The organism is Lysinibacillus piscis (assembly GCF_026012395.1).
GTDB lineage: Bacteria > Bacillota > Bacilli > Bacillales_A > Planococcaceae > Lysinibacillus > Lysinibacillus piscis.
The window spans coordinates 231,806-257,875 of sequence record NZ_BRZA01000003.1; the positions used below are offsets into that span (position 1 = coordinate 231,806).

Annotated in this window: 24 protein-coding genes; 3 read left to right on the plus strand and 21 right to left on the minus strand. The window is 36.2% G+C overall.

Features of this window, described 5'->3' with window-relative positions; all coding sequences use genetic code 11:
• Positions 1–261: 261 nt before the first annotated feature.
• A complete protein-coding gene (locus tag OPF91_RS13930) occupies positions 262–1,101 on the minus strand; it encodes a pyridoxamine kinase (RefSeq protein ID WP_264989453.1) in 840 nt (279 codons plus the stop codon).
• 165 nt (positions 1,102–1,266) lie between these two features.
• On the opposite strand from OPF91_RS13930, the gene OPF91_RS13935 reads away from it, so the two are divergent.
• Together OPF91_RS13935 and OPF91_RS13940 are read left to right on the plus strand one after the other, a co-directional pair.
• A complete protein-coding gene (locus tag OPF91_RS13935) occupies positions 1,267–1,809 on the plus strand; it encodes an ECF transporter S component (protein WP_264989454.1) in 543 nt (180 codons plus the stop codon).
• 274 nt (positions 1,810–2,083) lie between these two features.
• Positions 2,084–3,790, plus strand: coding sequence for a methyl-accepting chemotaxis protein (locus OPF91_RS13940; protein ID WP_264989456.1), 1,707 nt, complete (start codon positions 2,084–2,086; stop codon positions 3,788–3,790).
• Between the two features lie 52 nt (positions 3,791–3,842).
• Here the strand turns inward: OPF91_RS13940 and OPF91_RS13945 are convergent, their stop codons facing one another.
• From OPF91_RS13945 to OPF91_RS13965, 5 genes are all read right to left on the minus strand, one after another.
• Positions 3,843–4,214: an iron chaperone gene (locus tag OPF91_RS13945; RefSeq protein WP_264989457.1), complete on the minus strand. Its 372-nt coding sequence runs from the start codon at positions 4,212–4,214 to the stop codon at positions 3,843–3,845.
• A 50-nt stretch (positions 4,215–4,264) separates the two neighbouring features.
• Positions 4,265–8,035, minus strand: coding sequence for an InlB B-repeat-containing protein (locus OPF91_RS13950; RefSeq protein WP_264989459.1), 3,771 nt, complete (start codon positions 8,033–8,035; stop codon positions 4,265–4,267).
• Positions 8,036–8,253: 218 nt separating this feature from the next.
• Positions 8,254–8,847: a TetR/AcrR family transcriptional regulator gene (locus tag OPF91_RS13955; RefSeq protein ID WP_264989460.1), complete on the minus strand. Its 594-nt coding sequence runs from the start codon at positions 8,845–8,847 to the stop codon at positions 8,254–8,256.
• 168 nt (positions 8,848–9,015) lie between these two features.
• Complete coding sequence (locus tag OPF91_RS13960; protein ID WP_264989462.1) at positions 9,016–9,426, minus strand: VOC family protein; 411 nt, start codon at positions 9,424–9,426, stop codon at positions 9,016–9,018.
• A 194-nt stretch (positions 9,427–9,620) separates the two neighbouring features.
• Positions 9,621–10,499, minus strand: coding sequence for a LysR family transcriptional regulator (locus OPF91_RS13965; RefSeq protein ID WP_264989464.1), 879 nt, complete (start codon positions 10,497–10,499; stop codon positions 9,621–9,623).
• 113 nt (positions 10,500–10,612) lie between these two features.
• Between OPF91_RS13965 and OPF91_RS13970 the strand changes: the two genes are divergently transcribed.
• Positions 10,613–11,626 carry a YeiH family protein gene (locus OPF91_RS13970; RefSeq protein ID WP_264989465.1) on the plus strand — a complete coding sequence of 338 codons (1,014 nt, stop codon included), beginning with the start codon at positions 10,613–10,615 and terminating at the stop codon, positions 11,624–11,626.
• A gap of 35 nt (positions 11,627–11,661) precedes the next feature.
• Here the strand turns inward: OPF91_RS13970 and OPF91_RS13975 are convergent, their stop codons facing one another.
• From OPF91_RS13975 to OPF91_RS14045, 15 genes are all read right to left on the minus strand, one after another.
• Positions 11,662–11,958, minus strand: coding sequence for a cupin domain-containing protein (locus OPF91_RS13975; RefSeq protein WP_264989466.1), 297 nt, complete (start codon positions 11,956–11,958; stop codon positions 11,662–11,664).
• 14 nt (positions 11,959–11,972) lie between these two features.
• Complete coding sequence (locus OPF91_RS13980) at positions 11,973–13,394, minus strand: AAA family ATPase (protein ID WP_264989467.1); 1,422 nt, start codon at positions 13,392–13,394, stop codon at positions 11,973–11,975.
• A 415-nt stretch (positions 13,395–13,809) separates the two neighbouring features.
• Positions 13,810–14,097 (minus strand): RNA polymerase alpha subunit C-terminal domain-containing protein, encoded by a 288-nt coding sequence (locus OPF91_RS13985; protein ID WP_264989468.1) that lies wholly within the window; start codon positions 14,095–14,097, stop codon positions 13,810–13,812.
• A 75-nt stretch (positions 14,098–14,172) separates the two neighbouring features.
• On the minus strand, positions 14,173–15,003 hold the full coding sequence (locus OPF91_RS13990) for a DUF1835 domain-containing protein (RefSeq protein ID WP_264989469.1): 831 nt from the start codon (positions 15,001–15,003) through the stop codon (positions 14,173–14,175).
• A gap of 228 nt (positions 15,004–15,231) precedes the next feature.
• The gene (locus OPF91_RS13995) at positions 15,232–16,128 is read right to left on the minus strand and encodes a diguanylate cyclase domain-containing protein (RefSeq protein ID WP_264989470.1); all 897 of its coding nucleotides are present in this window, start codon (positions 16,126–16,128) and stop codon (positions 15,232–15,234) included.
• Positions 16,121–16,753 carry a hypothetical protein gene (locus OPF91_RS14000; protein ID WP_264989471.1) on the minus strand — a complete coding sequence of 211 codons (633 nt, stop codon included), beginning with the start codon at positions 16,751–16,753 and terminating at the stop codon, positions 16,121–16,123. The genes OPF91_RS13995 and OPF91_RS14000 overlap by 8 nt, the downstream gene beginning before the upstream one ends.
• 5 nt (positions 16,754–16,758) lie before the next feature.
• The gene (locus OPF91_RS14005; RefSeq protein WP_264989473.1) at positions 16,759–17,118 is read right to left on the minus strand and encodes a response regulator; all 360 of its coding nucleotides are present in this window, start codon (positions 17,116–17,118) and stop codon (positions 16,759–16,761) included.
• 150 nt (positions 17,119–17,268) lie between these two features.
• Complete coding sequence (locus OPF91_RS14010) at positions 17,269–17,910, minus strand: FusB/FusC family EF-G-binding protein (RefSeq protein ID WP_264989474.1); 642 nt, start codon at positions 17,908–17,910, stop codon at positions 17,269–17,271.
• 176 nt (positions 17,911–18,086) lie between these two features.
• A complete protein-coding gene (locus OPF91_RS14015; RefSeq protein ID WP_264989475.1) occupies positions 18,087–18,920 on the minus strand; it encodes an AraC family transcriptional regulator in 834 nt (277 codons plus the stop codon).
• Between the two features lie 80 nt (positions 18,921–19,000).
• Positions 19,001–19,642 carry a YdeI/OmpD-associated family protein gene (locus tag OPF91_RS14020; RefSeq protein WP_264989476.1) on the minus strand — a complete coding sequence of 214 codons (642 nt, stop codon included), beginning with the start codon at positions 19,640–19,642 and terminating at the stop codon, positions 19,001–19,003.
• Positions 19,643–19,733: 91 nt separating this feature from the next.
• Positions 19,734–20,465 (minus strand): hypothetical protein, encoded by a 732-nt coding sequence (locus OPF91_RS14025; RefSeq protein WP_264989478.1) that lies wholly within the window; start codon positions 20,463–20,465, stop codon positions 19,734–19,736.
• Positions 20,455–21,720, minus strand: coding sequence for an AAA family ATPase (locus OPF91_RS14030; protein ID WP_264989480.1), 1,266 nt, complete (start codon positions 21,718–21,720; stop codon positions 20,455–20,457). The genes OPF91_RS14025 and OPF91_RS14030 overlap by 11 nt, the downstream gene beginning before the upstream one ends.
• A 378-nt stretch (positions 21,721–22,098) precedes the next feature.
• Positions 22,099–23,529: a glycoside hydrolase family 32 protein gene (locus OPF91_RS14035; protein ID WP_264989481.1), complete on the minus strand. Its 1,431-nt coding sequence runs from the start codon at positions 23,527–23,529 to the stop codon at positions 22,099–22,101.
• Positions 23,530–23,545: 16 nt separating this feature from the next.
• Positions 23,546–25,147, minus strand: coding sequence for an extracellular solute-binding protein (locus OPF91_RS14040; protein WP_264989482.1), 1,602 nt, complete (start codon positions 25,145–25,147; stop codon positions 23,546–23,548).
• A gap of 21 nt (positions 25,148–25,168) precedes the next feature.
• Positions 25,169–26,044 carry a carbohydrate ABC transporter permease gene (locus OPF91_RS14045; RefSeq protein WP_264989574.1) on the minus strand — a complete coding sequence of 292 codons (876 nt, stop codon included), beginning with the start codon at positions 26,042–26,044 and terminating at the stop codon, positions 25,169–25,171.
• Between the last annotated feature and the right edge of the window lie 26 nt (positions 26,045–26,070).

Here is a 26,070-nt window from a genome sequence, read left to right on the forward strand (position 1 = left end):
TCAATTATTTTGAAATGAATGCTCTATACATAAAGTTAAACAACATAGGTCATATCATAATTGCCGATGAACCACTTTGTCAATGTAGTTTTCAGAAAATTCAGCCATCATTCTTTTAATGATATAAATCCCCCATATGTAAACGTTGTCTTTAGTTGATTAATATCAAAGTGGCATTAATTAAAGACATATATTTACTTTATCCCTCATCTAGATTGCAGCAAAATAAAATGACGATTGTTCTTTTTTAAAGAACAATCGTCATATGAGTAGCTTTAAATATTTTTCAAAATGAATACCCGCATTGCGAGGTATATGTTCAGTATGCGTTTCTTGAATTGCTTGCGTTAGAAAAGTTTCTGCCAATGTAATACCCTCTATTATACTTTGACCACGCAAAATACTTCCCATCACAACGGCTGAAAATAAATCACCTGTACCTGAATATCCTGCACCATTAAAAGGTTGTGTGCTGAAAAAAATTTCATCGTTAGCAACTAACAAATTACCAATGGAAGGCTCTTGCCTTGGCGGAATAATCCCTGTCAAAATAACATGCGTATTTGTCTCCTTAGCCAGCATCCGTGCCGCTTCTTCCAAAGCTTTTACATAATCTTCTTTCGTTGTATACTGATGAAGCTTTTCATAAGATAAACCTGTCAGCATACAGCATTCCGTAATATTCGGTGTAATAATATTTGCTCGTTTCACTAATTCCTTCATCTCATCCAACACCTTGCCAGTAAACATCGGATAGCCTTCACCTTGATCCCCCATTACTGGATCAACTAACACCACAGTTTCTTGTCTTTGGAAAGTATTTAAGAAATGAAAAATATGATTAATTTGTTCTTCTCCTGTGACAAAGCCTGTTAAAATGCCATCGAAGTGTTCATTCATCTTACGCCACTCCTCTGTAAAAAATGGCATGTTAGACGTTAAATCCTCACAGAAAAAGCTCGGGTACTCTGTTTGTGCCGTTAAAATGGCTGTTGGCAATGGACACGCCTGCACACCCATCACTGACAACACAGGTAATGCGGCTGTTAACGAGCATTTACCAAAAGAGGACATATCCTGTATCACAGCAACTTTTTTCATACATATCCTCCATTTCGTTTCATTATGTTTAATAGTAACACAGATACCATTTGCAACAAACCACATCAAACTGACCACTATATTATTTATAAAATTGACACTTTTAGACCTATCAGTTATCTGCTAAAGTTATTGATAATTTCATCACAGCGAGGAGTATTTCATATGCAACAAATTCAAAGGATATCTAAAACACAAAATAAAACATTTGATTTAGTCATAACGGCTGTACTCATTAGTCTTGTCTTTGTCGCTACTAACTTTAATATTAAGCTACCAATCTCAGCAAAAGGCGGACTTGTCCACTTAGGAACGGCCATGTTATTTACAATATCCATTCTATTCGGGCCAAAAAAAGGCGCTATCGCAGGGGCAGTCGGTATGGGATTATTTGATATTTTTGGTGGTTGGTTGATTTGGGCTCCCATCACAATTGTAGCACGAGGTGTGCAAGGCTATATCGTTGGGAAAATTGCCTTTCTCCATGACAAAAAAGGCACAAATCTAGCCTTCAACATTACAGCAGCAGTAGTATCTATTCCTGTCATGGTAGCTGTCTACTATATTGGTGAAGTCATTTTGTATCACAACTGGGTAGCTCCTTTAGCTTCTATCCCTGGAGATCTTGTACAAAATATTCTAGGTCTTGTAATTGCTATCCCTCTTTGTGCCTTCTTAAAAAAGGTTCCCTATTTCAAAAACATCTAAGCAAAGTAAATCCTTTCAAGCATAAATTGAAATGGCTTGAGCTCTAAATCCAATAGGGCTTAAGCCATTTCATTTTTTATTACTATTATTTTCATCATTTCTTTTGTAGGCGCATATTCCTTTTCATTCGCTTTACATAAAGTTCATATTGCCCAATATATACTAATTGGTTGGATTTCTTTAAAATAAAGGTACTTCCTATTAAAAATTAGTGTATGATAACAGCAGCAAATGGTGACAACAAAATAACTTATGACAAGTGAGGCGATTATGGATGCAATGGCTGAAAAATTCAAAAGTTTCGACAAAAATGGCATTCCTCAGCACTGTTGCAACGATTGGTTTATTAATTATTGGCGGAATCAGTTTATGGCAAACTTCCAAACTCAGTAAAGGTATAGAAAATATCTATAATTGGAATGTCGTGCCTATAGAAATTGTATCCAATATGAAAGCCAATCAATTAGAATCAAATACAGAAATTCTAGAGCTTATTATTTCCAAGCATCCTACTCACAATCAAGAATACATTGCCAGTATTGATGCTAAACAACAAGAAATAGATACACTACGAGGTCAATACAATGCAAATATTCCTGTAGTCATTCAAATGTTCGAGGAATTCGACGAGCTAAGGAAAACATACCATAATGAGCTAGCCCAGATTTTTCAGCTAGTCAACACAAATAAAAATAGCGAGGCTCTCAATATTTATACAAATCAGCTCACCGTTACCGCTTCTAAGCTAGTTGATGTCAACACACAGCTGATTGACTTTAATAATCAGTATGCTGAAGATTTTTATAAATCGAGCAAAGAAGAAAAAACTCGTTCCCTTATCATGCAGTCGATTATAATTGCTGTTATCTATATATTGGTTGTTTTACTCTGTAGGATTCTTGCAAAATTAATTACACATCCTGTGAATGAAATGAAATCATTACTAGTAGAAGCAGCTAAAGGTGACTTCACTGTCCAAGGTACATATACATCCAAAGATGAGCTAGGTATTTTGATGGCCTCCTTTAATGACATGTTAGCCAGTATAAAAGAAGTCATTCATCGAGTGCGTGAATCTTCAGAGCAAGTGGCCTCCTCTTCTGAAGAGCTTTTAGCAAGCACAGAGCAAACGAATCATGCAGCAGAACACATTGCTGAAGCAAGTATGGATTTAGCTGGGGGTGCTGATACTTCTTTACATGGTACATACGAAGCAACTAATTCAATCAAAAACATGGAAGATAATATTACTACTATCACAAATTCTATTGCTAATACGTTAAACAACTCGAAAGTCACTGCTTTAGAAGCGGAAAAAGGAAATACTGCTATTCAAAGCACTGTTCAACAAATGCAAACGGTTAATGATTCTGTACTGCAAACAGCTAACATTATTAAATCGTTAAATACACGTTCCATAGAAATTGAGAAAATCGTAGCTGTTATTTCGGATATTTCAGACCAAACTAATTTGTTAGCACTGAATGCAGCCATTGAGGCAGCACGGGCTGGAGAACATGGGAAAGGCTTTGCTGTCGTAGCAGATGAGGTAAGAAAGCTAGCTGAGGAATCACGTAGCTCGGCTGAACAGATTACAGCCTTAATCCGTGATATTCAAGCCAACACTGCCAATGCAGTAAGTTCAATGGAAAAATCCACACAAAACGTAGAAACAGGTATGCAATTAATTACTACTACAAGTGCATCATTTGGAAAAATCTATCATTCTGCCAACGATGTTTCTGAGCAAATGAACGATGTTGCAGTTCTCATCAATAGTATTACAGAAAATGCCCATTCACTCGCTCAGCAACTTACTTTAGTATCCCAAAATGCTGAAAATGCTGTATTAAGCACACAAAGTGTTGCCTCTGGTGCAGAACAACAATTGGCGACAATCGAGGAAATTTCCGCATCCTCTCATAACTTAGCTAAAATGGCAGATGATCTACAAAAAATGGTTAGACTCTTTAAAGTATAGTTTTCCCATGTAAAAAAGATGGATGATTGAGTAGCCTCAACCATCCATCTTCTTATTTTCGCCAAAATGTTGCACAATCTGCTTTATCTGCAATATTAAAATCAATCATTCGCTCAAGTAAAGCATAGTCGATAGGCTTATCCCACTTGATGCGCATTAACTGCTTTGTATGCTCATAGCCAGCTTGTATAATCTCTTCTGAAAAACGTGCAATTCCCACTTGTTCAGTAGACATCGCTAAGTGCTGTTTAGATATACTAAATCCTACAATAAATGTACCATGATCCGTAAACATCGGTTGATTCCATGCAATTTTCGGCACTAGAATCGGAAATTTCGTGGCTACCCATGTTAAAATCTCTTCTGTCCGCTCACGGTGCTGCGGATTATCAATTTTCGCTAAATACTCTGCAAAAGCCTCCATATTTTCCTTCCTCTCAACTAGCATATATGTTTTTTCCTCTTTATCATAAACTACTCTGTGCGAAATTCAAATTTATGTCCATCTGAATCAGTATAATTGATTGCGCGATATAAAAAGGCTGCTAGTTGTGCTCTGGTAACAGTGGCTTCTGGATGGAATGCTCTATTATCTCCTAATGCAATTCCTACCTGCTCTATTGCTGCAATATAGCCTGCACTCCAATGGCTACTATCTACATCGTTGAAGGAGCTTGCCCCCTCAGCCGTTAACTGTAATGTATTGGCTAACATTTTTGCTAGTTGTGCACGCGTAATATTGTCTGTTGGATGAAATGCCCCATTTGCCCCATCAATAATGCCCGCCTGCTGTAAAGTGCTAATCGCATTATAGTACATATGGTTGGATGCTACATCTGAAAAGGCTGTGGCTGGGCGCACTGCCTTGAACTCAAAAGCACGTGTGAATAATACAGCCACATGTTGGCGACTAATGGACTCATTTGGACGGAAAGTACCATCTACATAGCCTTTGATAATACCTTGTGTAGCTAATTCTTCAATCATGCCTCTAGCCCAATTATCCTCTATATCATCAAATATTACCACTGGCTTTGATAACTGTTGTGGTTCTTGTAGTACGTCAGACTCTGCTGTCCATTTTGCATAAAGCGTTAAATGATTCTTTATGAGCTCATTTTCAGGCCACCTCTTCATGAATATTTCATCTTGATACCAGCCATCAAATCGGAAGCCTTTTCTTCTTGGTACAGGTAAATCACTTATTTTCGTATTATACGTTACCTCGATTGGCTCCAGTGCTATACCACCATTTGTATGCAGTGTAATTTTTATCGTTGCTGGTAGTGAAAAGTCATGGTCGGTTGATGTTTGTGATATATTGTTGCCATTTGAAGTTGGTGGCAATGATGGATTATTATCTCCGCCTGATGTAGGTGGATTCACCGCCCATTGAGCATATAAGATGATATTCTCTGTCCCCATTTGGAAGGTCGCATTTGTAGCATAATGTATACCTTGACTATTCGCTTGTGTATTCCAGCCTGTAAATGTATAACCTGTTTTCACTAGATTACCGCTATTATCTTGTACCTTAATCGTTTGAGCTTCCTCATACAATGCATTGTCCTGTGGTACTGTACCACCTGTTGCTCCATTGCTATCATATGTCACTGTATACGTTGGGTTTGCTAGCCATTGAGCATATAAGGTGATATTTGTTGCTCCCATTCGGAAAGTATCACCTACTGTATAGGCTATTCCTGTTCCATCTGCCTGTGTATTCCAACCTGCAAAACTATAACCCGTTAGTATTAAATTATCACTATTCCCCTGTACTGTTACCATTTCATTTTCTTCATACTGATTGCTATCCTGTGGCACATTTCCACTGGTTGCTCCATTTGCATCATATGTCATAGTATACGTTGGGTTCACTGTCCACTGAGCATACAATATAATATTGGCTGTTCCCATTTGGAAGGTTGCATTTGCATCATAATGTGTGCCTTGACCATTTGCTTGTGTATTCCAGCCTGTAAATGTATAACCTATTTTCACTAACTGTCCTGTATTACCTATCACTATCACATTATTCCCCATGGCATATGTGTTATTATCAATTGGTACATTTCCTTCTGTTGCCCCATTCTCATGGTAACTAATCGTATAAGGCAATGCTTCATAGGCTCCAAAATCAATCTTCCCACCTTGAATACGCTGACTACCAGAAAGGTCCTTCATTACATTTATTAATTCAGGGTAGCTTGAATCACCTTGATTAATCACTGGAGAGCCTGCTTTTAATTGATACTTCGCATTAGAAAAATCTACAAACACATCTTCCGCTATATAAGTGGCTACTCCAACAGGGTTCCCTACAGCATCATACAATTTTCCTTTCACAATTCCACTATCCATAATATCAATCAAACTATTTTCAACCTTGCCCTGATAATTAGCAAATGCTGAACCATTATTGCCAATCACAATACTATTACGAATCACACTAGTAGAGTTCCCACCATCAATAGCAGCCTTATTACTAGTATCTGAAGCATTCCCACTTATCGTCACATTTGTTAAGAGAATCTTACTCTCCCAATTGTACATAACACTTCCGTGGCTACTTTTATTTCTACTGAATTCCATATTAGTTAAGAGAACGTTACTTTCCACATTGAAGATAGCTCCTCCGCTGTTAGTTGCTCTATTCTCACTAAATAGGACATTGGTTAAGATTGGGTTACTTGTAATATTAGCTAAACCTCCTCCACTATTATCTGTTTCATTCCCACTGAATATAACATCCTGCATAATCGGATTACTTTGAATCCAATTGTACATTCCTCCTCCGTTAGTCTCTGCCACATTTTTGTTGAATATAACATTGGTTAAAATTGGACTACTCTCTTGATAATTGAACATGCCCCCTCCCTGACTAATAGCCTGATTTTTATTAAAAGTGACATTGGCTAAGATTGGGCTACTTTTCTGAAGATTGTATATACCTCCACCTAGAGACGCCTTATTCTCATTGAAAATTACATCTGTTAAAGTTGGGTTACTTTCCTGAAAATTGTATATACCCCCTCCATGAGATGCCGCCTTATTCTCATTAAAAGTTACATCCGTTAAGGTTGGGCTACTATTTTGTTCATTATAGATACCACCTCCGAAAAACTTACTTTCATTTTCATTGAATGTAACATTTGTTAAGACGGGACTACTTTTGGTGTTGTAGATACCCCCACCTCTAATACTCGCCTGATTTTTATTGAAAATCACCTTCGTTAACGTTGGATTGCTAGTTGTGCCATTATAGATACCTCCACCTAATGTAGCTTCATTTTTTTCAAATAGCACATTTGTTAAAATCGGGCTACTTCCACTGTTATTATACATAGCGCCACCATAGCCATTTCCCGTTAATCCCGCTTTATTTGCTATAAACTTTACATTTGTTAAAGATGGGCTATTTCCATCTGAGTTGTACATGCCACCACCAGACATATTTGTCGTACTTCCATTCGCATTTCCACCTGTAATTGTCACACCATCAAGAACTGCCGTTTCATTTAAATTCAAGCCGTATGGATGATAAAAGACATGATACATGATGCCTTGTCCATCCAGTATGGTTTCGTGGTGTACGGCAAGATTTCGCTGTTCTAATGTGGTTTCACTGCCTGCAAAGCCACCATAAATTTCAACACCATTTTTCATTTGAAATGCCATATAACGTGGGTCGCCATCTTCAACTGCTTTCGTTGGCGTATATCTCCCCTCAGCAATCCAAATTTGATCGCCAGTTGTTGCTTTCTCTAATGCTGATTGCAAATTATCAAAAGCATTTGCCCAACTCGTACCATCCTTATGACCACCAGTAACATTAGTATTTACATAAATAATATTACTTGCTGATACTAGTGAAGGCGACGATGTTACAATGCGAACCAAGTGCTTGCTTATGCTAGGCTGTCCTACGATTCTAAACCAAATTTGGTGGTCGCCTTCATCATTTATAACAAGAGGTGTAGCTATATCTAGCATTTCCCATGAATAACCTTCATTGCTTGACCATTCTACCTGTATATCTGCACTATCTACCGTAGTCATTGTGACTTGGATGGTCACAGGGCTTGTTGCTGAATCTCCCTCTAGATAAGGCTGCCCTGCTGTTGTCATGACTATATGAAGTGAATCATGTATTGTTGCAAATACTGATGCACTGGCGAATACAGTCTGCACAAGCAATAAACAAATAACCAATAATGATATTGTCTGTTTCCATCTTTTTTTCATAGCATCTCCCTCATTTATATATTATTCAACAGTAATATATAGTGATAAAATATTTATCACACATAAATCTACACCTAGAACACCTCCTCTTGTAACCAAAATTTGGTATTTAAATAAAGGGCAAATCATCTTGAATTTCTCTCTGTTAGTTATATTACTTAAAAGTAATATACAACAATAAAAAAAGAAAAGTAAGCATTTTCTTTTTTTAAACATAGCTATTTCTTCAACATCCCAAATAATAATAAATCTACAATATCATTCGCTATCATTTCTGGCTCTTTTTTTTCTAGCAATAATTGAGTAAATGTTAATCGTTCAATCATGCCAACTAAGCACTCTGCAACCATTTGTGTATCTAAATTTGATCGAAAATAACCTGCATCGACTTCAAAATCAAGGTTATCTTGAATTTGTTCAACCATTTGTACTTTTATCGCACTTGCTTTCGTGGATAAATAAAAACCGATTCGTGTTAAATCTGGATTTTTAGCTAAAAAGGTAAATAACTCCTTTAAATTGTGGGTAATTCTTGTTTGAACAGTCGTATGCTCCAGCATTGGTTGTAAACGGCTCTTCTTCATAAATTCCATTATTCGTCGTTGAAATAAATTTTCTAATTCTTCAAAAATGGCTTCTTTATTTTTAAAATACAGATAAAAGGTGGGCTGACTTAATGATGCTCCTTTGACAATTGAACTCACCTTTGCTGCATGATATCCGTGTTGTGCAAACTCTTTTGCTGCTATTTCAAGTAATAATGCTCTGCTTTCTTCTCCACTTGCACCTTTAGGTCTTCCTCTTTCCCCCATTAAAAAACCTCCAAATATCAAATCTGTCACTATTGTATTACATCAAGCTTGGTTTTTAAAATCAGAAACTTAATGAGTCTAAAGTAACAATTTACCCGAAAGCTATATTCGATTTGGAAAAATAAAAATGCAATTCGCTTGTTCAGCCGAATTGCATTTTCCAATTATTTATTGCATTGCACTTTCATCCATATAAACGATTTCCCATAGGTGACCATCTACATCCTCAAAGCCCCATCCATACATAAATCCGTGGTCTTGCGGATCACTGTATGTTTTGCCACCTGCTGCAATCGCCTTATTAACTAGCTCATCCACTTGCTCACGGTTTTCAGCAGATAAACAGAAAATCGCTTCAGCAGAAGTAGCTGTATTAACAATTTCTTTCTTCGTAAAGCCTGCGAAACGTTCCTCATTCATCAGCATAGCATAAATATTATCACTAATGATCATGCAAACTGTCGTCTCATCTGAAAAGTTTGGATTAAATGTGAAGCCTAAAGCTGTAAAAAACTCAGTTGTCTTGCTAACATCTTTCACTGATAAATTAAGGAAAATATTTTTCGATGTGAATGCCATTATAATTCCTCCCTAAAAGAATGTACGTTCCCATTCATTATAAAATAAATTGTAGGAAAAGAACAAGTCATTCGCTTAATAAAATCTCCATCAAGCGAATGGCCTTAAATCATTGAACTAATATATAAAAAGCCAAGCAATAAAATACCCGTCACAATTATAGATAATCATCAATGCTCACTATCAGCGAATTATTAATTCTTCGTCAATACTTCGATCAATATATCCACATTACGCTTATTTTTCATTGTTGGTGAACAGAGATACGAAAATGTCCGCATAAAGTGTTGCCCTTCAAGTGGCAAAATGGTCATATCCCCATTTTTCAATTCTCGTTCAATGACACAGGTTGATAATAAAGAAAGCCCTAGCCCCTGCATCACACTCTCCTTCACCCCCTGATTACTACTAATCGTCAACAGTGATTGAATTTGTAAACCATTTGCTCTAAATAAATGATCTAAATAATAACGTGTACCTGAGCCTTCTTCACGAGCAACCCAGCTTTGCTGTTGGAGTTTCTGTGCCGTAATAGGTTGTTGCTTTGTCAGTGGATGGTCGCTGGCACTAACAATGAATAGCTCATCCTGCATAAATGGTGTAATCAATAATTCTTTGTCACGGGCTTGTCCTTCTATCAAGCCAATGTCCACCTGCAATAATTTTGTATGTTGAATGATTTCCTTTGTGTTGCCAATGATTACTTGGAGCTCCAATTGCGGAAATTGCTTTTGTAAATTCGCTATGATAGCAGGCAGTATATATTCGCCAATCGTAAAACTCGCCCCAATAACTAATGTACCTTGCACTTCTTGGTGATAGATAGCAATATCCTCTCTTGCCGCTTCTGCAATAGCCATAATTTGCTTTGCTCGCTTATAAAGAATTTCCCCTGTTGGTGTAATTTGAACTGATTTGGGTGAACGAATAAATAAGGTTGTTTGTAATTCCTGTTCTAAATTTTTAATGTGTAAACTCACACTCGGCTGTGAAATATGAAGTAATTCAGAGGTTTTTGTAAAATTATTCACTTCAACTAATGTGATAAATGTTTTTAGTGCATCATATTGCATGGCTTCACCCCTATTATTAGAAATATTAATAGTAACCATTATACATATATATTTCACTAATAATAAATTGTTTACTAAAGTAATAAGTAACAAGGTAGAAAGAAGTGAACAACATGGTTAGTAAACAACATTTAGTAAAACCTACCCTTCAACCGAATTTTTTGAAAGGCATCCTCCTTACATGTTTCATTGCTTTAGTAGCAAAATATATGACTACATTCCCTTTCTTCTCCATATTAGGGCAGTTGGTCATTGCGATTATATTAGGGATGGCTTGGCGTGCAGCTTTTAACATACAGGATTCATGGCAAGCAGGCATTGCTTTTTCCAGCAAGAAATTATTACGATTAGGCATTATTTTATTAGGTATGCGCTTGAATTTAGCCGATATTTATCATGCAGGGATACGTGTCTTTTTAATTGCTGCGATTAATTTGCTAGTAACATTAGTCATTGTATATGGACTAGCGAGAATGTTTAAAGTCGATCAAAAACTTGGGATATTAACAGCCTGTGGAACAGCAATTTGTGGAGCCGCTGCTATCGTTGCCATTGCTCCACAAATAAAAGCAAATGAAGAGGAAACGGCTGTAGGTGCAGCAATTGTAGCTATATTGGGGACAATATTTACGTTGATATACACGGTTTTCTATTCTGGTCTTGGTCTAACTCCTACTGAATATGGTATTTTCGCGGGTGGAACATTACATGAAATCGCCCATGTCATTGCGGCAGCCTCTGTTGGTGGAAATGATGCTATGGATATAGCTGTTATTGTAAAGTTAACACGGGTAGCATTACTTGTACCAGTAGCTATTGTGATTGGCGTTTTTTATCAAAGGATGGACAAAAGCATGGAGAAAAGGTTATTCTCCTTCTCTACCATACCATGGTTTATTTTAGGCTTTTTAATGATGAGTGCCATTCATTCATTGGGGATTATACCTGCTACTATCGCACAAGCTTTGGTAACAATCGCCTATACTTTCATCTCTATGGCTATGGCGGGTCTTGGCTTAAATATTGAGATTCGTACATTTCAAAAACTTGGATTAAGAGCACTTATTGCTAGCTTTATCGGCTCTATCTGTCTATCCGTCTTAGGCTATCTATTAGTTGTTATATAAAAAGGTCCTTTACCAGCTATAAAGGACCTCTCTCACTATTTTAGACGGACAACAATTATTTCGCAGTCCTCAATTGCTTCAAGACTATGCTTTTCATTTGGATCTAACATCAATAATGCCTGTGCATCTAGCTCCGTCTCTTGACCTTCCACATGGAATTTCACACGTCCTTGACGACAAACAATCAATACCTCTCCAGATGCAGAATGCTCAGCAATGGATTCTCCCGCTTTCAATTGAATGTTCATCACATCATAGCCTACACCTGCTGTTACTTTACCTGCATGCTTTGCTTTTTCTTGTAAAAATTGCTCTACTTGAATATGCTTCATGTCCATTCCTCCATCTAGTCTTCATGTTTTACAATATTCACAATATGCTCTAAAGCTATTGGATTATTAACAACAACAATTTGTAGCTTTTTACGTGTACGAATAATGGTATGATACAACACTTTCATCGGGTCAGTTGCCCTTCGCTTTCGCATAGCTGATATTCGACCATTTGGTTTATATATAAAATGATGATCGACAATAAGACATACTCGGTCAAATTCTTGCCCTAAAATATCATTTGTGGGTCTTTCAAAATGATAACAATTCACGACAAGCCAATTGGTACGCCTACACTCCTCAATATGTTGAATAAATGCGGCATTGGTTGAAAAATATTGAACACTAACATTCGGGAAATACTGTCTGGTAAGTGGCAAGTTTTTATCAAAAAGTAACTGTGCAAAAGTTTGCATTTCCTTGTTATAGCGCATAACTGTCCGCAATTCATACTGCTTCATATCAAAATGCTTCTCGATATAACCAAGAACATCCATCCGTTTACCTTCACCAAATAAATAATAACCCGCATCTAAAGAATACACAGCAGGCACTTGATATTCCTCTAATTTTGTACGAATATACTGCATTTGCTCATAATGGAGTTTTTGTGCCTCATCAATAACGACAATATCTGCATCGTCTATGACCATATCGTTTACCGTTTTAATATGCCAACCGTATTGCTCATTTAAAATATGCTGCCCTTTATTCAATGCTGTTCCATGTAAGAGCACAACCTTTTTCCCCGCTTGCTTCCATGTCCTAACTAAATCATACGTTAATAATGTTTTTCCTGTCCCTGGTGCACCATCAATGACAACCGATTTATTTTGGTCAACTAATTCCAATATCTCTCGTTTAAACGTCATTTGAGGCGATGTTAAAAAGTATTCTTCCTTCATAAAGGCATGGGGTGCATCAAAAGGAGAAACGAGGTAATTGATTGGGTCAAATAAATCATCCAGATTGGCTAATACCTTCACTTGCTGATTAGCCAGCGCTTGCCATAAAGTATCCATCGACACTTCCACAAGCTGCTCCATTTGTAATTGGTATAATGTTTGCGTAGAGGAAACAAACGTAAAATTCAATATATCTACCTCTAAAAACTTTAAATAATACGCATTTTGCTTCAACTGCTTCTGCATACGCTCCTCTGTACTTTCCCTTTTTAGCTCAATATTAATCACATAATCTTTCCCAATCCGCAGTAAGTCAAATTCCTTACTAATTTGCTTAATACGATACCCGACAAAAAATTGTTGGAGCTGTGGGTCACCAAGACGAATAAGCTCCTTCACTAAGCTATTTAGATCGGCAAGTTCATTGACACGCATCATATCCATTTCAAACTGTTGAACATAGTGAAAAAAAGCCATTTCTGACAAATCAGCATACGCATCAAGTAACGACTGCAAATGGATTGGTTTCATAGATATCCCCCACTTTCTAAAGCTATAGATTAAGAAGCCTCTATGATTTATACCGAAAAATACTAATCAAATAATCCTCTTCAGAAAAATCACCAACATAAGTTAAACCATTTCTTGCATAAAAGTCTTTTAAATTCTCATTCCCAGCCCAGCAATCTAAATACAGCGCTTTCTGTAATTTTGTTGTATTGATAGCATTTATCTCACTTATACAAAATGTACCGATTATTTTAGAATCCCGTATTAGAACATATGAAATATCACTTGTTATTTGTCACTGAATTTGCTCCCCATACCACGGATAATCCCGTTGCGGAATGCCTTTTCTATTAGTTGTAATGTAACATCATTTAGTATCATCCTAATTGATTGTACATCTTCCATTTTAGCTAATCTAATCTGCATTATATGCTCCCTATTGAAAAGACAGTCCTGCTTCCTCTAATGATGCTCTTAGTACTGGTAATGATGCAGGACCAATACCATGAATTTTTAAAATTTCCTTCTCCGTAAAGCTCGATAATTTTTCTAATGTCGTAATTCCTTCATGTGTAAGTGCGTTCCGAGCAGGTGCTGACAGCTTAGCAAGAAATCCACCCATAGGTTTACTAAGCTGGTCACAGGTCGGACAGCTTGGACAATCCGTGCTTTTATAAAATTCATGTCCATTTTCGCATATTCTCAATTTCTTTGATGCAGCCATTCGCCAACATCCTCCTTTTCTTGATTTCCCTTATACAAAAAAGTAACACACTCTCCACCTATTGGCGTGTTACTGTTAAAGCAATCTCACACTATAGTAGCGCATTGCTCGTAATTGACCTTCCATTTCAAATACATTTTGCTTGATAAGCTCCCTTAGTCGATACTGGAGAAATTCATCTCCAACATAATCATCTAAATAACCAAGCACTTCACCAATTAATCTCGCTGATTTCATAAAATTCTTGGTTTCTTGCTCTTGATGCAAATCCTTCGCATGATGGATAAACCTTGCATCATAATAGCTTTCCTCTACATGCTGTACATGACCATCCTGCCATATCCTTAATGTATCTTGGCTTTCTGACAAGGTGCACCATTCTTTTTCTAAAATTTCTCGTTCATTCATCGATAATAACTGACCTTGATACTGCTCAAAGATTGTTTGTAGCTGCTCAAATGTTAACTCTCCCGTACTACGCAGTATATAGCTATCCTCCATTACTGGGAATAGCTTTGCTTGTGCCAATGCAGTATTCAACACTGTCATTTGTATATCTTTCTCTTTTAATAAATAGATTATATAGCGTAAGCCTACTTGCTCATGTGTACTATTAGACAGCCATATGTATAGCTGCTCACCATTTTGTATAGCCTGTATTTGCTCTACTGATTGCTCAAATCGTTGCTGATAATCTGCTAACTCTTCAATCGATTCTTCATTGAGATGTACCGCCATCCAATCGTATCTAAACTGTCGTCCCTTTTCATTGTGAAGTTGCCATATCGGACCAACGGAAAAAATATCCCAAAACGAAATAACCTGCTCAGTCTCATTTTGCTTCCTATTTCTTAAAGCACGTGTTAAACTTCCTGAGGCAGATGCACCAAATACAATATGTATCAAATTCTTCACCCTTCCACTAAATAATCATGTCTCCAATACCATTATTGTAACAAATTTCAATTTATTTTAATTCAATAAATATCTTCTTGTAGTGATAACAACAAATGGTATTCACTATACCGATATAAAGTCTTGACGGATATCATGGATTTCGAGGTCATTCATTTTCATATCCTAAACAAAAAAACGTCGAGGCAACTGGCTTCAACGCTTTCTATGTGTTATCTATTATTTTATCTCTTTCTTATCCGCATACATTTTACTATCTGCCACATTCAATAATTGATTCGCTGTTATGCCATCCCGTGGGAAACATGCATGACCGATGCTCGTTGAAATAACGACCTGTTGTCCTTCAATGATAAATGGTTCTTCTAGCAATGCTTTAACCTCTTCCATATGTTGTTCAATTTCATCGAGAGTCGTCAAATTTTCAACTAATAGCACAAATTCATCCCCACCAAGTCGTGCTAAAACATCTTGCGTACAAATAAATTGACTACCACGCTTTGCAAACATTTGTAACAACAAATCGCCTTGAAGATGTCCAAATTGGTCATTAACTGCCTTAAAACCATTCAAATCTAAGAAAAATAGCACAAATATGGTCTCTTGCTGTATAAGTTTTTCGATTCGTTCTAAAATAAACTTGCGATTTGGCAAGTCCGTTAAGCTATCATAATAAGCAAATCGCTCCAAACTTTTTGTAAAGCCAATCGAATGTTGTAAAGATTTATTGAGATTTCGGATTCGTTCATACACACTTGCGACATCATGAATCTCAATCATTACATATATTTTGTCATCTAAATGCAAATGTCGAATCAGCACATTTTGACGAGGCTGTTTCATGTTGGAACAACGACCTTCTACAAAATATTGATGCATTGCTGCTGAACAAAAGCTTTTTTGACCATTCGAAAGAGCTTTTTCAAACATACCTGCATAAATATTATTATCAAAGCGTGGAATGACCTCTGTAATCGGCAATCCTTTCACTTCATCCTCTGTTTTCCCTGTGTACTTTGCTAACCACGTATTCCATAATTGAATATTCAATTGATCATCCAATAAAATTATACCATTGTCTAGTTGATTAATGATTGCTAAGTATAAATCATTCATTTAAATCCCTACTAATCTCGTCCACTTTTTGTATTAAAAATTCGATGGACTCTAATGAAAACTTAATTAAAATTAAACCGAGCACCTTGGAATCATCTATGTTAAAATTCACATAGAGTAATAATAGATTACTTTCCTCTGAATTGAAGAGCGTTCTTCCATATTCACCAGCACTATGTAACACAATTTGTGGTACATCGTATTCTAGCTTCATTTCCAGTAAACTACCCATACCACCCATGATGGAATTTAATATGATATTGCCCAGCTCTTTCACAACATCAAAATCCTCATCATTAAATGTAGATTCTTCATCTTCTAATGTGTATTCTTCTCCGAGGCAGAGTGCTGTTACATATTTAATTTGTTCTGTTGGAAAAATAAATTCTGCTCTACCAGAAAAGACGCTGCCAAATTTCAAAGAGGTAGATAATATCGTTCCATTGAGTACAGGTGTCAAATTCTCTTGCTCAACAGGGTTCAACTCATGTAATGATAGTAATGTTACTTTCGGAACAGATAACACAATTCTTTTTTGAAGTATCTCTGATAATAGGTTTGCCGCTTCACCAACAAATACATTATACAGTTCTTTTAATATATCTTCTTGTATAGTTGTCAGCATTCATATCACCCTTCTATCAACTGCTTAATTTCTCCGAGTTTATCTGCATTTATCGGTTTATTAATAAATTTAATAGCTCCCGCTGCTAGCACTTCCTCTCGAACTGCTGCTTGTACATCCGCTGAAAGGACAATAATTTTTGCCTCTGGAAACTTTTCAAGCAAATGAACAATTGCTTCTTGCCCATTCATATTAGGCATTAATAAATCCATAAACACATAATCAGGTAAAAAAGTACCATATAACTGGATCCCTTCAATACCGTCATCGGCTGTTTCATAAGTCGCATCTGGGTAAATTGTTTTTAACGCTTTAATTGTTGTTTTTTGAGAAAATGTTGAATCATCTACAATTAGTATTTTCATAAAAAGGCCCTTCCTTTTCTCAAGTATAATATTTCAATGGTATCATATTTAATGTTTAATTGAAATTATTTGATAGTTAGAGTTCATATCATTTATAGACAGTATAAAATAGCCAAGGCAACTAACCCACATGCCTTGGCTTTACATCTACTATTTGTCGATAACCTCAATAAAGTTCAATAACCTTGATAAATCCGATAGCTGATGGTTACAACGTGTACTATCATGGCAAATATAATTGCCTTTTTTTGTGTAAGTACCATCACCTGAAAATTTAGTAGTCGTTAAAAATAGCGACACATTAGAAAATTCATGACACACGGCACAAACACCTTGCTGAATTGTTGGCGAAAGCGTACCTGAATACCCTATAAGCTGCTCACCTTGATACAGCACGATATATTTCCGATGTGTCCCCGAATCATTCCACCCTAAAAAACTAATATCTCGTAAATCAAACTCTGCCCAGTTCGGCATTTTTAATTTCTTTACTTTTTTAAATGATTTAACAAGCTGATTATCTGTCGGCTGTTTAAATGGTATCACAAACTCTTTTAATTCCGCTAATAATTTATCGGCTGTGATTTTCGATAATTTGCGGTCCATAAATTGCTCAATAAAGCCTTGTAGTTGATTATCCTCAGTTAAAATCGTTCCTAAATTCTCACGTGTTAGACCTTGCAATGTTTGAATTGTCACAGTATCATTTACGGATTTATACGCACTTTGAAGATGTTGAACTTCCTTCTTTATATAAACAAACTCATGTGGCTGAATAATTTGCATTGTCATTTTATTTTCCCTCTCTTAATGAAGTAATTACCTTAGCGGAAAATAAAATTCAGCTAAAGTATTAAAAAGTTACTTTCAATACCTTAGCTGTAGATAATGATGATTTTTTCACCTTTATCACCCCCCCTTGTAAATCATATTAGGGAATTTTAGATAAAAGTCAATTGAAAAATTCTCTATTTTACAGGAATCCAAATTTCTGAATAACATTTATCATCAAATGGGTCATCCTCTGTGTACAGCTCAAATTCGGCTGTTCCTGCTAGCTCATATTGGCTTGAAGGGAGCCATTCCTTATAAATACGCTGCCACGCATTCGTCATTGCATGTGGCATTGCACCAATAACCTCAAATACAGCCCACGTCGAAGCAGGCACCTCCACCATTTCAAAGTCTTCTGGCACATCACCTTGATACGCTACACCAATTACATATTGTATTCCTTCAGCGTGTGGCAAACATACACCTAACAAGCCTTGTACATCACCATTATTCAATTGCGCTAGGCGAGCTGTTGTACCATTTGCGTTCAATTGATTCCATAATGCCGAAATACCTGAATTATCCTTCATTGTTGTCACAATACCTACTACTTGAAATGCCTCTTTTTGCTTCACTTGATAGTTCATAGGTTCCACTCCTTTTAACTGTATCTCAATTGTCAGGGGGTAGTATGAGGTAATTTTCCCCTTTGCCTGCCGTACAGCAATTGGTGAAATACCATGCTGTCTCCGAAAAGCCTTCGTAAATGCTTCTGGTGTTTCATAGCCATACTTGAATGCAACATCAATGACCTTTGCCTCTGTACGCTGTAGCTCCTCTGCTGCTAATGTCAGTCTTCTACGTCGAATATAATCATTAACCGTCATGCCTGTTAGTAAACTAAATGCACGTTGAAAATGAAACTCTGAGGAATGCCCAACCTGTGCAATTTGTGTCATTGTTAAATCCTCTAATAAATGTTGCTCGATATAAGCAATGGCTTGTTGCAAAGATGTTAACCACGTCATAACCTCAACCCCTTACTGTAAGTGTACACATTTGAACTAAGTAAAACCTGTCCGTTCTTGCACAAATTTGTCCGCTATTTTTACTGAAAATGCTTATGTGAGCCATCACAGTTTGGCAGTCGTTTAGAATGCCCACAAACACAATCACTTAAGCCTTTACCATTTAAAATACGCTGCATATTATTCTCGATTCTTGCTTCTCTCGTTTGTGGTCTTTTAGCCTGTGTGAAATGGAAGATATATTCTCGTTGTCGTCCAGGTGTTAGCCCCTCAAATGCCGCTTGCAAAGCAGGAACCTCTTCAAATTTATGTTGCAGCTCCTCTGGAATAACAATTTCTACCTCTTTTTTCTTTTCTACCTTCAATCCAGCCTTTTCTACTTCAATGGCTTCATGAATATAAGCTTGAATAATGGGCTCCATTCCTATAATTTCTTGAAGGTTGACAAAGCGTAGTTGACGTGCTGCTTGTACATTTTCTGTTTGCTGTACTAAAATCCCCTCATTATCCTGTAAAAGGGCTCCTTTATGAAAAAGTAATGCACAATAGTCCTTAAAGCCGTGGATTAAGACGATATTTTTTTTATTCAATGTATAACAAGGGTGCATCCATTTAAAATCCTCTGTTAACTCACAGTCCAACACAATTTTTCTTAATAGCTCAAACTCCTCTTTCCACACTGTTGCCTTACTTAAAAATTCATCGACTTTAGGATTAGTCATATCAAACACCTCACTACAATTTTTCCATCTATTCTTTTTATTATAACAAATAAGACTGCACTCTATTTTAGAATGACAGTCTTCATGGAAATTATATAAAGTTCAATTCAAATTCCGCTTCTAATACCAGTGTTCTTTCATCTACATTTCCTATAGGGTTTAGCTGTACATATGTAAAAGGAAAGTCAAATTTGCTTGTAAAATCCTTTACATAGGAAAAATAGATTGTACCTGCTTTATACTGTTGATAGGCTCTAATTTCTCTTACCTTCCTTGGTGGCGTGCCAGGAGCAGGCTTTGGGACACCATTGACGATTGGCTGTTTTTCGTATTCATCATATAACCGTATACACCCTACAATCAAAAAATGATACGTAATAGTATATTCTTCGTCTAATTTCACTGTCGCAAAAAATGTTTTACAATGCAACAAACCACTGTAAAATTGTTTGTCTATGCCATCTAAAATTTTATCCCCTGGCCTATGCTTTAACTCACAAATGTAACAATTTATCCTTTTGGTTACTTCATCCATCAAAAAGAAACAACCATCTGGAAACTTATCCATATTTAAAAAGCTAAGTCGGCTACTTTCGCCTATTTTGCCCGTTTTCTTATTAATAGGCAACTCTTGAAATAAGTGAATTAACCTTGTGTTTGGATTCTTCTTCTTGAAATGCACTCTTTCAAGCAACGATTCATTTCCTTTAAACAAAGTATTTTGTAACTCGATTTCTGGCGTAACAAGAATCTTTTCATCAAGTATAATTTGAGAAACTTCTGCCAGTACATTTGCTTTAAAAATGCTGTAGTTATTCACCACGTTCAACCACATCCTTAAAGACTTCCAATGTCTGCTCGTTTAAACGAATCATTTGCTCCGACATAAACGACAATTCATAGCCATAATCCCCAGGCACAACTTCCTTCAATATATTATATGGTCCTTCTTCTAGTAACTCATACACTTTAGCATTTATTTGATTCTTTTTGATTAAATTATTTAATAGAGATACAAAAACATCACTATGTGAGGTCATAATCATCTTATTATCTTGGAGGATATATTCTGTAATTTCAACAAGCTCAAACATACTTTTTAGTGACATATGTGCTTCGGGTTCTTCTATTATAATCCTATCTTGTTCCCTGACAATAAAGTTATTACATAACATGAAATATGGTAAAAACCTATTTTGTTTTGTTGAAAAAAGATTTTGTGGGATATTCTCGCCTTTTTGCTGGATGGCTATTATCATACCATCTTCATAATCTGGTGTGCCTCCCAACGACCTACACAATAAATCATAAAGTGCTTGTCTTTCTTCACTGTGCCCTATTTCACCCCAAAAATCGAAAGAATCTAAGTATTTGAAATAACTTTTTACAAATAGCGATTCACTATATCGCATATCACCATCTTTTTCAATTTTTAAAAAACTATCTTCAATAAATTCAGCTGATTTTTTATAGGCATTTGTTCTATACAAATTACGTTCAGATGGAAAGAAGACAATTTCCTCGATTCCACATAATTTTTCAAAATAAATCATATTTAAAACGCTAGTTATTCTATTTTTTAACCTTTGTAACATTAAGTCTCTACCATTTTCTTCATCATTAAACCTAGGAATTATCATACCCCTAGCCCCAAAATTAACACTAATAAGAGTTTCATGATAGATAACTTTAACTTTATTTGGTATTTCCATCGAATTTACATAGTTATAGGTAATTTCTACATCAGCATTACTATGCGCATTTTTTAAAATATTTTCTTTCAGTAAGGTTAAGTACTTTTCTTTATATCCATCTAAAATGACTTTTAAACTGTCTTCATCTCTCATCTTATAGTTAAATGAAACTTCTGAATGTTCTCCAAGTACATCCATCTCATTTATTTCTACGTCATAAATATGGTTTTCACCAAAAAGGTCTTTCATCACATTAACGTATAATGCATATGCCTCCAATAAAATTGTTTTGCCTAAGCTATTATCTCCAACAATCAATGTGAAATCGGCTAATTCAAAATCGGCTTCTTTTATTTTCCCCAAATCCTTGAATTTCAATTTCAAAATGCTTACCCTCTTCCTATCGTCCGTTTGAATGAATAATTATTCAATCCACTTAAAATTGAAAATTATTTTTATCACCATAAAACAACCATACTAATTTTACCCTTATAGTATAACATTATTGATAAGAATCTTAACATTCAATTGAATACGATACATAATACGTTAATAAATTATATGATTGTTTATCTGCAATCATTCTATATAAAAGCTTTTTTAATCTTATCAAGCATCAAAGACTACTAGTTTAAAGTATTTCTCTGTGTGTATATTAAAAACTTCCCAAATAATCCTTTTAACTTCATTAGATGGTTAAATACGAAGATAATTTCCCAAAAAATAGTAGCGCAAACGTTGACATTGTTTGCGCTACTATTTTTATTTGGCTACTAAGATAGTGCCTTCGCTAATATGAATATTGTCATGATTTGCTTCTATTTGAATACTTGTTAAACATGCTTGCGGGAAAACAAGATTTGTCATGGCAAATCTACCATTATTAATAAAGACTTCAATAGAATAGCGGTCAATAATCGCTTGGAACGCTGTGATTGGTTGATTGATGGTTACAGAGGCATCTTGCTTAAAGAAATCATGGAATGCAATATTGCCACTATTTGCTCGCTCAAATGTCACAAAGCCTTCTTTACCACGACCGATTAGCTTCACTTCCTCTGTATCACCAAAGTGGAATGTCACCGTTACTTGACCTGCCTGCATATTGTCAATGACCATATCTAAAATAGTCAATGGGCTTGTCGTTTCATATGATTTACCAAATTGAATATCCGTTACTTGATTCTCTGTATAGTCAAACAATTCCTTTATTGGTTGCTGCTTAATCAACCAACCATTTGCCACCTTTGTTAAACCTAATGTTCGTGGTAATGTCATTTGACTTCGCCAGCCAGCTGTTGGCACTTGATTCGCATAGCGCCAATTACTCATCCAACCTACGTAAATTCTTCTGCCATCTTCTTGAGGAATATCAGAAAAGCTGACACCTGCATAATTGTCATAGCCATGGTCTAGCCACAATGTATCCTTTTGAGTCGTTGTAAAGTGTGAACCATTAAATTCCCCTACAAAATACTGTGTTTTAGAACCAATCGAACCATGCGGATTATCTCCTATTGATACGAATAGTACCCATTTCGCCGTTGCTGTCCCTTCAACTGGCAATAAGAATAAATCTGGACACTCCCATACACCTAAATGGCTACCGAGCCCTTCACCAAATTCACTTTCAAAATGCCAATCAATTAAATTTTTAGATGAATAGAAGGAAATCGTTTGTTCTGTTGCTAAAACCATAATCCATTTTTGTGAAGGCTCATACCAAAACACTTTCGGGTCTCGAAAATCTATTTTATCTGTGTGACCTAGAACAGGGTTGCCTTCATATTTAATCCATGTTCGTCCATTATCATGACTGTAAGCTAAGCCTTGAGTTTGTACAGGTGGCTGTTCATCACCCTTATCTAAATGATACGTGAAAATAGCCACAAGCCCTGCCTCACCATCAAAAAAGCCTGTCGTATTATGCCAATCTACTACAGCACTACCTGAAAAGATTGTGCCATGCTCATCTGGGTAAAGCGCAATATCTAGCTCTTCCCACGTAACCATGTCCTTTGAGACAGCGTGACCCCAGTGCATAGGTCCCCAAATGCTATCATTAGGATTATGTTGAAAAAATAAATGATACTCTCCATTAAAATAAACCATACCATTCGGGTCATTCATCCAATTATTTTTGGGTGCGAAATGGAATTGTGGTCTAAGTTGTGTCATATATGATGTAGACAAAATAGAATCCTCCTACTTATTTAATCGATCGATCAAAGCCAGATTGCTTAATTTCCAGCCATTCTGAGTACCCTAAACGCTCTAATTCAGCTAGATACTCATCCCATTCTTCATCAATCTTGCCATTTGTAATCCATTCTGCTCGCTTACGATTCACATAAGCAAAGAAATCTACTTCAATTTCTGACAATCTCTTTAATTCATCTAAGCTAAAGAACACACGTGGATAAATATAATCAGCTGTCATATGTGGCACCATAACATCCTTCATTAATCCTAAACGCCAAGCCGCATCATCTGGCATTGTTGTTACATTGCCATAGTAGCTATCTAAAATAGCTAGAGGTCCACCAACGCTTGTGCGCTCACGTAATTCAACTGGTGCTGTTCCTTGTAAATCTAAGTGTTTTAACATATTTGCACTTTGGTCGTACTCAAAAATATTTTGTTGCTTGTCATCGCCATATGTTCCCCAGTTATCTTGTACAGATTGCAGTGGATCATATAATTCATCAATCCACTTAGCCGTTAATTCTAAATTTTTATTGGCACTTGTAATAACCATACGTGCACGGTCAAAGCCCATACCATTATTACGTGCAACATTTATATGACCATCTGGACCAGCTACTGGTGGCATTAAATCATACGTATCATTGTTACCTGTAATATTCGCTTTATCCCAAGTGAAGTACATACCATAACGTCCTTCTTGTCCTTTGGCAACATATGTTGGCCAGTCTTGTTCAAAGCCTTCTATATCCAATAGATTTTCTTTATATAAGTCATTTAAAAATTTAATCGCTTCCTTATAGCCCTCATCCGCAGCCGTTAATGCTACTTTACCGTCATTTGTCACAACAGTACGATCCCATGTATCACCCAAACCAAACGAACCGAATAAGAAGGTTAAATCTTCCCCACCATGATTAATCATAAATGACATTGGAATTGTTTGACCATTCCCTGCTGGGTCATTATCACGGAAAGCAATTAATACTTTCTTTAATTCTTCTGTTGTCTTTGGCATTTCAAGTCCCAATTTCTTTAACCATTCCACGTTAATCCATGGGAAATCGTCTACAGAATGGATACTTTCACGCCCTTCTCCAAGCTCTTCAATCCATGGGAAGGAATAAATATTACCATCTGGTGCTGTCATCATCGAACGGTATTGTGGTGCTTCCTCTAAAACCTTTTTCAGATTCGGCATATACTGGTCGATTAAATCATTGACAGGGATAATAGCACCATCTTCTGCTAATTTTAAAAGTTCATAATCACTATAAGCTGAATTAATAATAGCATCTGGCATTTCTCCACTGGACATCGCTAAATTTCGACGCTCTGGAAATGCTTCACCAACAAAGTTCCGCCATTCCACATGGACATTTGTATCTTCCTCTAGGCGTTTATAAATCAACTTATCATTTGGGTCCTCTGGTGCTAAAGGTGAACTAGATGTCATGAATTTCAATGTTACCTTCTCTTCTAATGGAAATTTCACATCCTTTAATTCATAGTCCTCAGACCAAGACTTCTCTTTATTTCCTCCACAGCCTGTTAATAAAAGTGCCCCAATCGTTAGAGCAGAAGCAAATCTCGCCATTTTTTTCATCAAAAATCCCTCACTTTTCTGTTATTTTAATGAGCCAACCATAACGCCTTTTTCAAAATACTTTTGGAAAAACGGATACATAATGAGCAATGGTAAACTAGAAATGACAATGGACGAATACTTAATCATTTCCGCAATTCGCTGCATTTCTGCTCTTGCCAATTGGTCGGCAATCATACCTGGTTGTACTTCATTTTGAATAAGAATTTCACGTAACACTAACTGCAATGGATACAATGAACGGTCCTCTAAATAAATCATCGCTTGGAAATAAGAATTCCATTGCCCAATAAATGCGTATAAGGCTAATACGAATATAATTGGCTTAGATAAAGGTAAAATAATTTTAATAAAAATCACAAAATCTGAAGCGCCATCAATTTTAGCTGCCTCTTTTAATTCATTTGGTAGCCCTTTAAAATAAGTACGTGCTAGAATAATATTCCAAACACCGATAGCGCCTGGTAAAATAATTGCCCATGGTGTATTAATCATTCCTAAATTTTTCACAAGTAAATAGGTCGGAACAAGTCCCCCGTTAAAGAACATTGTGAACAGGAAAAATACCATAAAAAACTTCTTACCTACTAAACCATCAACAGACAATGCATAGCCTGCTAAAATCGTTAAGCCAACGGAGACAAGTGTAAAACTGCCTGCATATAACATAGAATTGAGGAACCCTCGCATAATCGAGCCATCATTAAAAATGCGACTATACCCATCCAATGTCCAATGTTCTGCATTGAATGAGATCCCTTTTGTAGCTAAAATGGATGGCTGTAAAAACGAACCTAATAATACATACAAAAGGGGAATGGTAACAATTAACACAATAGCAATCAAGATAAATTTATTAACGAAAAGAAGGGCTCTATCCATTTTGGAATTATTCATCAATCGATGCCTGTATAACTCTGATT

Coding starts and splice junctions, on each gene's coding strand:
- OPF91_RS13930 (WP_264989453.1), bottom strand. CDS start 1,101: ATGAAAAAAGTTGCTGTGATACAGGATATGTCCTCTTTTGGTAAATGC.
- OPF91_RS13935 (WP_264989454.1), top strand. CDS start 1,267: ATGCAACAAATTCAAAGGATATCTAAAACACAAAATAAAACATTTGAT.
- OPF91_RS13940 (WP_264989456.1), top strand. CDS start 2,084: ATGCAATGGCTGAAAAATTCAAAAGTTTCGACAAAAATGGCATTCCTC.
- OPF91_RS13945 (WP_264989457.1), bottom strand. CDS start 4,214: ATGGAGGCTTTTGCAGAGTATTTAGCGAAAATTGATAATCCGCAGCAC.
- OPF91_RS13950 (WP_264989459.1), bottom strand. CDS start 8,035: ATGAAAAAAAGATGGAAACAGACAATATCATTATTGGTTATTTGTTTA.
- OPF91_RS13955 (WP_264989460.1), bottom strand. CDS start 8,847: ATGGGGGAAAGAGGAAGACCTAAAGGTGCAAGTGGAGAAGAAAGCAGA.
- OPF91_RS13960 (WP_264989462.1), bottom strand. CDS start 9,426: ATGGCATTCACATCGAAAAATATTTTCCTTAATTTATCAGTGAAAGAT.
- OPF91_RS13965 (WP_264989464.1), bottom strand. CDS start 10,499: ATGCAATATGATGCACTAAAAACATTTATCACATTAGTTGAAGTGAAT.
- OPF91_RS13970 (WP_264989465.1), top strand. CDS start 10,613: ATGGTTAGTAAACAACATTTAGTAAAACCTACCCTTCAACCGAATTTT.
- OPF91_RS13975 (WP_264989466.1), bottom strand. CDS start 11,958: ATGAAGCATATTCAAGTAGAGCAATTTTTACAAGAAAAAGCAAAGCAT.
- OPF91_RS13980 (WP_264989467.1), bottom strand. CDS start 13,394: ATGAAACCAATCCATTTGCAGTCGTTACTTGATGCGTATGCTGATTTG.
- OPF91_RS13985 (WP_264989468.1), bottom strand. CDS start 14,097: ATGGCTGCATCAAAGAAATTGAGAATATGCGAAAATGGACATGAATTT.
- OPF91_RS13995 (WP_264989470.1), bottom strand. CDS start 16,128: ATGAATGATTTATACTTAGCAATCATTAATCAACTAGACAATGGTATA.
- OPF91_RS14000 (WP_264989471.1), bottom strand. CDS start 16,753: ATGCTGACAACTATACAAGAAGATATATTAAAAGAACTGTATAATGTA.
- OPF91_RS14005 (WP_264989473.1), bottom strand. CDS start 17,118: ATGAAAATACTAATTGTAGATGATTCAACATTTTCTCAAAAAACAACA.
- OPF91_RS14010 (WP_264989474.1), bottom strand. CDS start 17,910: ATGACAATGCAAATTATTCAGCCACATGAGTTTGTTTATATAAAGAAG.
- OPF91_RS14015 (WP_264989475.1), bottom strand. CDS start 18,920: ATGACGTGGTTAACATCTTTGCAACAAGCCATTGCTTATATCGAGCAA.
- OPF91_RS14020 (WP_264989476.1), bottom strand. CDS start 19,642: ATGACTAATCCTAAAGTCGATGAATTTTTAAGTAAGGCAACAGTGTGG.
- OPF91_RS14040 (WP_264989482.1), bottom strand. CDS start 25,147: ATGAAAAAAATGGCGAGATTTGCTTCTGCTCTAACGATTGGGGCACTT.
- OPF91_RS14045 (WP_264989574.1), bottom strand. CDS start 26,044: ATGAATAATTCCAAAATGGATAGAGCCCTTCTTTTCGTTAATAAATTT.